The 9568-nt window shown below is 62.6% G+C and carries 10 protein-coding genes; 3 read left to right on the forward strand and 7 right to left on the reverse strand.

Going from position 1 to position 9568, the window contains the following annotated elements; translation table 11 throughout:
- Positions 1 to 49: 49 nt before the first annotated feature.
- Positions 50 to 460 (forward strand): rhodanese-like domain-containing protein, encoded by a 411-nt coding sequence (locus VGG47_RS03260; protein WP_331535433.1) that lies wholly within the window; start codon positions 50 to 52, stop codon positions 458 to 460.
- Positions 461 to 600: 140 nt separating this feature from the next.
- Here the strand turns inward: VGG47_RS03260 and VGG47_RS03265 are convergent, their stop codons facing one another.
- On the reverse strand, positions 601 to 1347 hold the full coding sequence (locus VGG47_RS03265) for a hypothetical protein (RefSeq protein WP_331535434.1): 747 nt from the start codon (positions 1345 to 1347) through the stop codon (positions 601 to 603).
- Between VGG47_RS03265 and VGG47_RS03270 the strand changes: the two genes are divergently transcribed.
- Complete coding sequence (locus tag VGG47_RS03270; protein WP_331535435.1) at positions 1346 to 1624, forward strand: hypothetical protein; 279 nt, start codon at positions 1346 to 1348, stop codon at positions 1622 to 1624. The genes VGG47_RS03265 and VGG47_RS03270 overlap by 2 nt on opposite strands.
- A gap of 80 nt (positions 1625 to 1704) precedes the next feature.
- Here the strand turns inward: VGG47_RS03270 and VGG47_RS03275 are convergent, their stop codons facing one another.
- From VGG47_RS03275 to VGG47_RS03295, 5 genes are all read right to left on the reverse strand, one after another.
- A complete protein-coding gene (locus VGG47_RS03275) occupies positions 1705 to 2736 on the reverse strand; it encodes a class I SAM-dependent RNA methyltransferase (protein ID WP_331535436.1) in 1032 nt (343 codons plus the stop codon).
- A 232-nt stretch (positions 2737 to 2968) separates the two neighbouring features.
- Positions 2969 to 4600, reverse strand: a complete 1632-nt coding sequence (locus tag VGG47_RS03280) for a flavin monoamine oxidase family protein (protein ID WP_331535437.1) — start codon at positions 4598 to 4600, stop codon at positions 2969 to 2971.
- A gap of 98 nt (positions 4601 to 4698) precedes the next feature.
- Positions 4699 to 6282 carry a DEAD/DEAH box helicase gene (locus VGG47_RS03285; protein ID WP_331535442.1) on the reverse strand — a complete coding sequence of 528 codons (1584 nt, stop codon included), beginning with the start codon at positions 6280 to 6282 and terminating at the stop codon, positions 4699 to 4701.
- Between the two features lie 343 nt (positions 6283 to 6625).
- Complete coding sequence (gene cueR, locus VGG47_RS03290) at positions 6626 to 7030, reverse strand: Cu(I)-responsive transcriptional regulator (protein WP_413788644.1); 405 nt, start codon at positions 7028 to 7030, stop codon at positions 6626 to 6628.
- 60 nt (positions 7031 to 7090) lie between these two features.
- Positions 7091 to 7597 (reverse strand): DUF3429 domain-containing protein, encoded by a 507-nt coding sequence (locus VGG47_RS03295; protein WP_331535439.1) that lies wholly within the window; start codon positions 7595 to 7597, stop codon positions 7091 to 7093.
- On the opposite strand from VGG47_RS03295, the gene VGG47_RS03300 reads away from it, so the two are divergent.
- Positions 7578 to 7727 carry a hypothetical protein gene (locus tag VGG47_RS03300; RefSeq protein WP_331535440.1) on the forward strand — a complete coding sequence of 50 codons (150 nt, stop codon included), beginning with the start codon at positions 7578 to 7580 and terminating at the stop codon, positions 7725 to 7727. The genes VGG47_RS03295 and VGG47_RS03300 overlap by 20 nt on opposite strands.
- 50 nt (positions 7728 to 7777) lie before the next feature.
- Here the strand turns inward: VGG47_RS03300 and VGG47_RS03305 are convergent.
- The coding region (locus VGG47_RS03305) for an AAA family ATPase (protein WP_331535441.1) at positions 7778 to 9568 on the reverse strand (1791 nt) is incomplete at its 5' end.

Raw genomic sequence — 9568 nt, forward strand, 5'->3', positions numbered from 1 at the left:
CCTCGCTATGCTAGTCGCAATCGTCCATCCGAACGAATCGGGGGTTACTATGATCGAAGATGTGGCGCCGCGACAGGTCTGGGAGGCCCTGATGAGCAACCCAGCCGCGACGCTGTGCGACGTCCGGACCAATGCCGAATGGAGCTTTGTCGGCCTTCCCGACCTGACGCAGACCGGCAAACAGCCGGTGCTGATCCAGTGGCAAATCTTCCCCTCGATGCAACCCAACGGGAAATTCCTCGAAGCCCTGGCGCAGGCCAATCTGGAGCTGAGCGACCACCTCTATTTCATCTGCCGCTCCGGCGGCCGCAGCCTAGCCGCCGCCAAAGCCGCCAAAGCCGCTGGCTACAAACACGTCTATAACGTGAAGGACGGCTTCGAAGGCCCACAAGACGCCCGCGGCCATCGCGGCACGGTCGCGGGCTGGAAGAGTGAGGGGCTGCCTTGGAAGCAGGGCTAAGCGAAGGAAGGCTACTTTTTGTGAACAAAAAGTAGCAAAAAAACTTTGTTAATCTGGGCCATGGGCGTTGTCGGCGCCAACGCCCATGGCCCAGATTAACAAAAATTTTGGGACCTATATACGTGACTAGCCAGGGGCATTTATTGCCATGGCGGCCCGTCATAATCGGCTGGCGGCTCAATCAGCGCCCAATCGTTGGCCACCTCTTGGCACGAATCCTCCATTCGGGTTCGAAGCCGACTATAGGCCGTAGGCGCTCGGACGACATTTTGACCGAAGATATCGAAGGAAAGGCAGAGCTTCGGCAGCGGTTCGATATTAACCTTCACCTTTTCAAGCGCCCAATGGACCGTAGCGGCCACGAATTTGGTGCGGTTTTCGATATTTTTTCTGGCCTGGGCGGTGCTTGCTGTAAACATAACGCAACCGCCAGAGTTGAGGGCGCCGTTTTTAGCTGTTTCCAAGATCGGCGGGCTAAGGCGGCAATTGACGGAGACGCCAGCGACCTTGAATGCAACATCTTCGTAAGAATGGCCGAATTTAAGGTTCTGAAGCTTTCCGCTGGAATAAGTCGCGATGAAGGCGTCTATCACCATTATACAGCGCAAAATCTCGCTTTTCTCGGTGCCAATTTCATTCTTAGCCTGTGTCGTCAGCTTTGCTCGGTGAAGGTCAAAATAGGATGTTTCCCCGTTTCCGTTGCGCAAAAACTCACGGAAGTGTGGCATAATTCGCTGATAGGCTGTGATCGGTGGTTTTTTCGGAAATTTGGCCGATTGCATAATTCGCGCCCGTGGCCCGGCATCAATCGTGCAAAGGTAATCCGCGAGCTGATTTGCGGAGAACCGAGGATGTTTGTTAAGTTTGTATCTGGGAGAATTGCTCATGGATGACCGAATCCTAAAAGCAAAAATAGATGATGTTACAACGCTTTATGTGTCCCCACTCGATCCGCAGGTTTTTTCCGAAAACCTAGATGAAGATAATCTTGGCGGCTGCGATGGTTATTTTGTCACCAAGACCATAGGTTTTGGCAGAGATCAGAAATTCGAAATCCTGGCAAAAGCTCCTTCGTTTGAGGCGGCAGAGGACATTTTTGACATGATCACTGGCTCGACTTCTCCGCGCGGACGGTCAAACGAATCGAAATTGAAATGGTACTAGGCCTGCAACTTCGCGATTCGGGTCAAGGCCCGCCTATAAAAATATGCGCCGCTTTTTTTAAAAAGCGGCTGCTTCCTTCCTTACTTCCCCTTCCCGAACACCACCACGCTCTCGACATTTTCTGAGAACGGAAACTGGTCGATCGGCGTGGCGTTCAGCACCGTGTAGCCGGCGCGGTGCAGTTGTGCAGCGTCGGCCGCCAGCGCCTCGGGATTGCAGCTTACATAGATCACGCGCGGTGCTTTGGCGGCGATGAGAAAGCGCATCTGCGCCGCCGCCCCGGCGAAAGGCGGGTCCACCACCACCGCGGCGCGGCCGGCAATGTCCCCCGGCTGCAGCGGGCGGCGATGCAGGTCGCGCAGGGCGATGCTCATGCGCCCGGCCAAGTTCTGCGTGCGGATCGCCTTGTCCTGCGCCGCCACGGCGGCGGCGTTGCCCTCATAGGCTTCCACCCGGGCGCGTTGCGCCAGCGCGAATGACAGCGTCCCGGAGCCTGCGAACAATTCGGCGATGCGGGATTTGTTGGTGAGCTTCGGCAACCCCGCCAGCACGGCGGCGACGATGGCCGCCTCGCCCTCGGCGCTCGCCTGCAAAAACGCACCCGGCGGCGGCTCGATCTTGACGCCGGCGAAGGAAATCACCGGCGGGGCGAGCATGATCGCGGGCTCCGGCTCGTCGGTGCCGGTGGCGATGCTGATGCGCAGCACGTTGTGCGCGCGAGCGAAGGCGATGATTTTCGTCTTGTCCGGCCCGGTGAACGCGGCATCCATGCGGAGCAGAATGTCAGGACCCTCGTCTAGCCAGTTGATGACCACGGACCCGGCACGGCGCAACGCTTCCAGGCTGCGCAACAGCACCCGCAACGGCGGCAACAGGCGCAGAATGTCGGCGCGCAGCAGCACGCATTCCTGCATGTCCACCACCTCCGCGTCGCGCGCCTTGTGCAGGCCGAGCGAAATCTCCGCGCCACGCCGTGTCACGCCCAGATCCGCGCGCCGCCGCGTGCCGAGCGGCGCTGCCACCAACGGCGCCACTGGCGCCTCCAAAAACCCTGCCCGTGCCAAGGCGTTTTTGAGGCGCAGAGATTTATCGATGGCGTGACGGTCGTCCACGGCGCAGCCGCCGCAAACGCCGTAGTGAATACAATGAGTCATGCGCTAGCGATGCGGTCGGCCGAGGAAAGCTGCAAGAGGAAGGCTTCTTTTTGTGAACAAAAAGAAGCAAAAAAAACTTTGCTAATCTGGGTCATGGGCTTTGTCAGGGACAACGCCCATAGCCCAGCATAATAAAAATTTTTGCGCCGCTTTTTTTAAAAAGCGGCCTCTTTCCTTTGTCTGAGCTTTTCTAATCCGGCAGCGCAAGGGGCGCCAGGCGATCAAACAGATCGCCCGGCCCGGGGTTTTCCGGCGCCGTCGTGCCGCCAAAATGATGCATGATGCCCCAGACCGCGTTAAGCGCCGTCTGCACCGCGCCCTCCACCCAGCCGGGCGTCCAGGAAATATCGTCACCGGCGAGAAAGATGCCGCGCTCGGCCGGGGTCAGGCTTTCCTGCATGAAGTGGCAGAACATGCGGCGGTTGTAGCGGTAATGCCCGGGCAGCGCGCCTTTGAACGCGCCGAGGAACCCGGGATCGTTTTCCCAGGAGACGGTGATCGGGTCGCCGACGATATGCTGCTTCAGATCGAGATCCGGATAGATTTTTTCGAGCGCGCCGAGCATCAGGGTCACCCGCTGATCCGCCGAGAGCGGCAGCACCTTCATCGCATCCGACATCCAGGAATAGGACAGGCAGATCACCCCCGGCTGGTCCGGCCCATTATCGAACAGATAGGTGCCGCGCGTCAGGCGGTCGGACAGCGTGGTGCTCATGCGGTAGCGGTTGGTGCTGGCGTCACGCTCGCGCCAGAACGGCCGGTCCACCATGACGAAGGTTTTGGAGGATTGCATATAGCGCGTGCGATCCAGCGCCATCCACAGCCTGTGCGAAAACAGCTGCTCATCGGTGGCGATCGAGGTGGTCAACAGCCAGGACTGGCAGGTGGCCAGGACCGCGCCATAGAGCCGCGTATCACCCCAGCGATCCGTCACCGCGATCCGGTCCGCCGAAGCGCGGGCGAGACGCACGACCCCCGGGCGTGGCGCGCCACCATGCAGCGCGTTCAGGGACACGCCGTCCACCTTGTGGTTCCACAGGCGGCGCGGCAGCTGTTCGGCGCCGCCCACCACCAGGCGCTGCCGCTCATCGAACGCGGTCACCACCACGCGCAGAATTTCCAACATGGAGTTGGGGAAATCAGCATCCCAGCCGCCCGTGCCAAAACCGACCTGGCCAAATATTTCGCGATGGCGGAACGACAATTTCTGGAATGACGGCGCGGTGGCTACGAAATCATAGAAGGTGCGTCCGTCCCAGACCGGGACCAGCGCATCCCAGATGGCTTTCACCCTCGCCACGTCGCGCCCGCGGATCGCCGCCGACAGGGCCGAGAATTCCGCACACTCTTCGAGCGCCTCTTCCCAGGCTTGCGCCACCTCGCGCAGCACCGGCGGCAGGTCGGCCGCACTTTCGATATAGGAAATCTCACCTTCGAGATCGATCACCGTGCTCGGGCTCGCCGGGTCCAGCGGGTTGGGAAACGGCCGCGTCTTGAGCCCGACCAGGTCGAGATAATGATAGAAACCGCGGCTGGAGGTGGGAAAGCGCATCCCTCCCAATTCGGCGACAATACCCGCCGCACTTTGGAAAGGTTGCGAGCGCAGCCGCCCGCCGAGGCGCCCCTGCTCGTACACCACGGGCCTGAAGCCGAGCTTCATCAGCTCATAAGCGGCGACGATTCCCGCCAACCCGCCACCGACAATCGCCACTTCCGCGCCACGCGCGATGTCCGGAATCCGGCCCAGGCCCGAAGCATGCTTGAGCCAGTCGTCGTAGGCGAAGGGAAAATCCGGCCCGAAGGCGGTGACGTGTTCAGTCATGAAGAAAGAAGCCGCTTTTTGAAAAAAGCGGCGCAAAAACTTTTGTTATGCTGGGCCATGGGCGTTGTCGCTGACAACGCCCATGGCCCAGCATTTCTTCAGGCCGCCATGTCCGTGCCGTCATCCGGGTCCAGGGTTACGTCCGCTTCATCGATCGGCTCATCGAGGATCGCCTTCAGCGGCCCCCGGCGGCGGATCAGCATGAAAGCCGGAACGTCGTTGCCGAAGCCACGCACCGACGGGCCATCGCCCCGCTCGTTGCGGTCGCCCCGATCGCGGTCACGGTCACGGTCGCGATCACGGCGGCGCGGTTCCTCGCGGTCGCGAGGCTCCTCGCGACGCGGCTCGTCCCGGCGCGGCTCGCGCGCCGGCTTGGCGGCACGCTCACGCGTCTCTTCCTGCGGCTTGTCGCCACGGGTGGGCTTCACCGGCTTGCCACGGCCCCGGAAGCGACCACGGCCACCGGCGCCCTCGGCCCATTCGACCACGTCGAGGCCGGGAATTTCCACGCGCGGAATGGGGGCGGAGATCAGCTTCTCCACCGTCTCCACCGACAGCCGGTCATCCGGCGTGGCGATGGTATAGGCGCGGCCTTCCTTGCCGGCGCGGCCGGTACGGCCGATGCGGTGCACGTAATCCTCGGCATGGTGGGGCACGTCGAAATTGAACACGTGGCTCAGCCCGCCAATGTCGATGCCGCGCGCCGCGACATCCGAGCACACCAGCAGGCGCAGCTCGCCGGCCTTGAATTTCTCCAGCGTGGCGAAGCGCACCGATTGCGCCAGGTCGCCATGCAAGGCGCCGGCGGAGAAGCCGTGCTTGAGCAGCGACTTCAGCAGAATGTCCACATCGCGCTTGCGGTTGCAGAAGATCAGCGCGTTCTGCACGTCCTCGGAGCGGATCAGCCGGCGCAGCGCCTCGCGCTTGTCATGCTCGTTCACCAGCACCAGCCCCGCGGTGATGGTGGTGGCCACCGACGCCGGCTTGGAGACGGTGATCTCTTTCGGGTTGCTCAGGAACGCGTCAGCCAGGCGGCGGATTTCCGGCGCCATGGTGGCGGAGAAGAACAGCGTCTGGCGGGTGCGCGGCAGCATCGCGACGATGCGCTCGATATCGGGGATGAAGCCCATGTCCAGCATGCGGTCGGCCTCGTCGATCACCAGCACGCGCACGTCGGTGAGCAGCAGCCCGCCGCGCTCGAACAGATCGATCAGCCGGCCGGGCGTGGCGATCAGCACATCCACGCCCTTGGTCAGCGCGTCCTTCTGGTCGCTCATGCTCTCGCCGCCGATCAGCAGCGCGTGGTTGAGGCGCAGATACTTGCCGTATTGCACAAAGTTTTCCGCGACCTGCAGCGCCAGCTCGCGCGTCGGCTCGAGGATCAGCGAGCGCGGCATGCGGGCGCGGGCGCGCGAGCCGGAAAGAATGTCCAGCATCGGCAGGGTGAAGCCGGCGGTCTTGCCGGTGCCGGTCTGCGCCGTGCCCAGCACGTCGCGGCCCATCAGCACCGAAGGGATGGCCTGCGCCTGGATCGGCGTCGGCCGCAGATAGCCCTTGTCGTGCAGCGCGCGCAGAATCGGCTCGGACAGGCCAAGCGCTCCGAAGCCATCCTCCTCGACCTGCTCTTCCGCGTCGGCTTCGGTTTCCGCTTCCGCCTCGTCTGCGGCGTCCGGCGCAGGCATCTCCTCGCCGTTTTCCGCCGCGCTCTCCACGTGAGCGGCTTCCGACGGGCTCACACCAGCCACCGCCTCATCCGGTACGGTCTCCTGGGCTGTGGCCTGGTGGATGTCGCTGTCTGGCGTCGTCGCCGGCGGAACAGCGTTCTGTTCCACGTCGCTCTCAGGGATATCTGACAAAAATCTGGATCCGTTCGTCTTGTGTTAGGGCGCGCCCCGGCGCGCAGCGCGCAATCGCGCTCCTCATCGCCGCCCCCGTAACGCTAAAAGGTCCGGAAAGTCAAGAAATCACGGCGCTGCGGGCGGCGCTGCCCCGCCGGTTCAAACAGGCTGCGGAATGATCACGGGGTCAGATCATGTCCGCATGTGCCGGCCCGAGCGCATCCAGGATCGGACAATCGGGCCGATCGTCACCGTGGCAGGTGGAGGCCAGGTGTTTCAGCATTCGGCTCATCGCCGCAAGCGCCGCCGCCTTCTCGTCCAGTTCGGCGACGTGCCGCAGGGCGATCGCCTTCACCTCCGCCGAAGGCCGCCCGCGGTCGCGCCAAAGCGCCAGCAACTGGCGAATATCGTCGATGGAAAACCCCAGATCGCGGGCACGGCGAACAAATCCCAACGCCTGCACCTCGCTCGCGCTGTAATGCCGGTACTGGTTCTCCCCCCGCGCCGGCGCCGGAATCAGCCCGATACTCTCGTAATGGCGGATCCTCTTGGCCGAGACGCCACTGGCCGCGGCGGCCTCCTTGATGGTGATGAGATTCATGGGTTGAATTTAAACCTTACCATGACAGGAACGTCAAACCCTAAAATGCGGTCAGCTGACACGCATCCCCGACAGGATCGCGAACAGCACCACCAGCAGCACGACCAGCACGACAATCGACGCGCCCCAGCGCAACGCGAGATAATTGGCCGCCACCACGTTGCGGCCACGGCCGATCGTCTCCACCACGATGGTGAGGAAAAACCCGACCAGGAGCAGAAACAGCGCCAGAGCCGGGGCCGAAAAATGCAGCGCCACCGCAAGCGCAACCCAGCCGATGATGGCGGGCACCACGCCGAACGTCAGCAATTGCCGTTCCGCCCCCAGCACCGCCGGCGGCAACGTTTCACCGCCCACCGGGTGCGCCGTATCGCGCAACGCGAACCCCCAATGCACCGCGCCGACAAAGGAGAGCACCACCGCGCTGTAACTGATCAGCAGTTGAACCGCGACCGGCGCATCCAGCGGATGGAGCAGCACCACCCCTCCCAGCAGCAAAAACGGCACCGTTCCCACCCCCGTGAGCAGGACCGCCATCATGAAAGGTTGGCGAAACATTTTTACTCCCGCGTTTTTCCCTGTTTCTTACATAAAAGAAAGCGGCCGCTTTTTAAAAAAAGCGGCGCAAAAATTTTTACGCCGCTGGGCCATGGGCGTTGTCACCGACAACGCCCATGGCCCAGATTAGCAAAGTTTTTTTGCTACTTTTTGTTCACAAAAAGTAGGCTTCCCTTATATCTACTGCGCTTCTTCCGGCAGCCGTTCGCCGGACCCGTCATCGCCTTCCGATTCAGGGCGCGGCAGCGCCGGCAGCTGCGCCTCGGTCACCTCGAAGGCCAGCTGGCCGTCCTTCAGCGTGACCTTCACGGACCCGCCCTTCACCAGCTTGCCGAACAGCAGCTCTTCCGCCAGCGGCTTCTTGATCAGCTCCTGGATGACGCGCGCCAGCGGGCGGGCGCCATAGAGCGGCTCGTAACCGCGCTCGGCCAGGAACTCCTTGGCGGCCGAGGAAAGCTCGATGGTGACGTTACGGTCCGCCAGCTGCGCTTCCAGCTGCATGACGAACTTCTCCACCACGCGGCCGACGATTTCCGGCGTCAGGCCGGCGAACGGAATCACCGCATCCAGGCGGTTGCGGAACTCTGGAGTGAACATGCGTTTGATCGCGTCCTCATCCTCGCCCTGGCGCACCTGCCGGCCGAAGCCGATGCCCGCCTTCGCCATATCCGCGGCCCCGGCATTGGTGGTCATGATCAGGATCACATTGCGGAAATCGATCTTCTTGCCGTTGTGATCGGTCAGCTTTCCGTGATCCATGATCTGCAGCAGAATGTTGAACAGATCCGGATGCGCCTTTTCGATTTCGTCGAGCAGCAGCACGCAGTGCGGGTGCTGGTCGATCGCATCGGTGAGCAGGCCGCCCTGGTCGAAGCCGACATAGCCCGGCGGCGCGCCGATCAGGCGGGAGACGGAATGCCGCTCCATGTATTCCGACATGTCGAAGCGGGTAAGCTCGATGCCCAAGGTCGCCGCCAGCTGCCGCGCCACCTCGGTCTTGCCCACGCCGGTCGGGCCGGAGAACAGGTAGTTGCCGATCGGTTTTTCAGGGTCGCGCAGCCCGGCCCGCGACAGCTTGATGGCGGCCGAGAGCGCCTCGATCGCGGCGTTCTGGCCGAACACCATGGATTTGAGGTCGCGCTCCAGGGTCCGCAACACCTCCTTGTCGTCGGCCGAGACCGATTTGGGCGGGATACGGGCGATCTTGGAGACCATGTCCTCGACATCCTTGAGCGTCACGGTCTTGCGGCGCTTGGACTCCGGCTGCAGCATGCGCGCCGCCCCGGCCTCGTCGATCACATCGATCGCCTTGTCCGGCAGCTTGCGGTCATTGATGTATTTCGCCGCCAGTTCCACCGCCCCGCGGATCGCCTCATCGGTGTAGCGGACCTTGTGGTGCTTCTCATACGCGACCTTCAGCCCGCGCAGGATCTTCACGGCATCCTCGACGGACGGCTCGTTGACGTCGATTTTCTGGAAGCGCCGGACCAGCGCCCGGTCCTTCTCGAAATAGTTGCGGAATTCCTTGTAGGTGGTCGAGCCGACGCAGCGCAGCGTGCCCTGCGCCAAAGCCGGCTTGAGCAGGTTCGAGGCATCCATCGCCCCGCCGGACGTCGCCCCCGCGCCGATGACCGTGTGGATTTCGTCAATGAACAGGATGGCGCCGGGCGAGTTCTCCATCTCGGTCACCACCGCCTTCAGCCGCTCCTCGAGATCGCCGCGGTAGCGGGTGCCGGCCAGCAATGCTCCCATGTCCAGGGCGAAGATGGTCGATTTCGCCAGAACCTCCGGCACGTCGCCCTCGACGATCCGCTTCGCCAGGCCCTCGGCGATGGCGGTCTTCCCCACGCCCGGATCGCCCACGTACAGCGGGTTGTTCTTCGTCCTCCGGCACAGAATCTGTATGGTCCGCTCGATCTCCAGCTCGCGGCCGATCAGCGGGTCGATCTTTCCGGCCATCGCCTTCTTGTT

Origin of the sequence: Acidocella sp. (assembly GCF_036489515.1) — a bacterium.
Lineage (GTDB): Bacteria > Pseudomonadota > Alphaproteobacteria > Acetobacterales > Acetobacteraceae > Acidocella.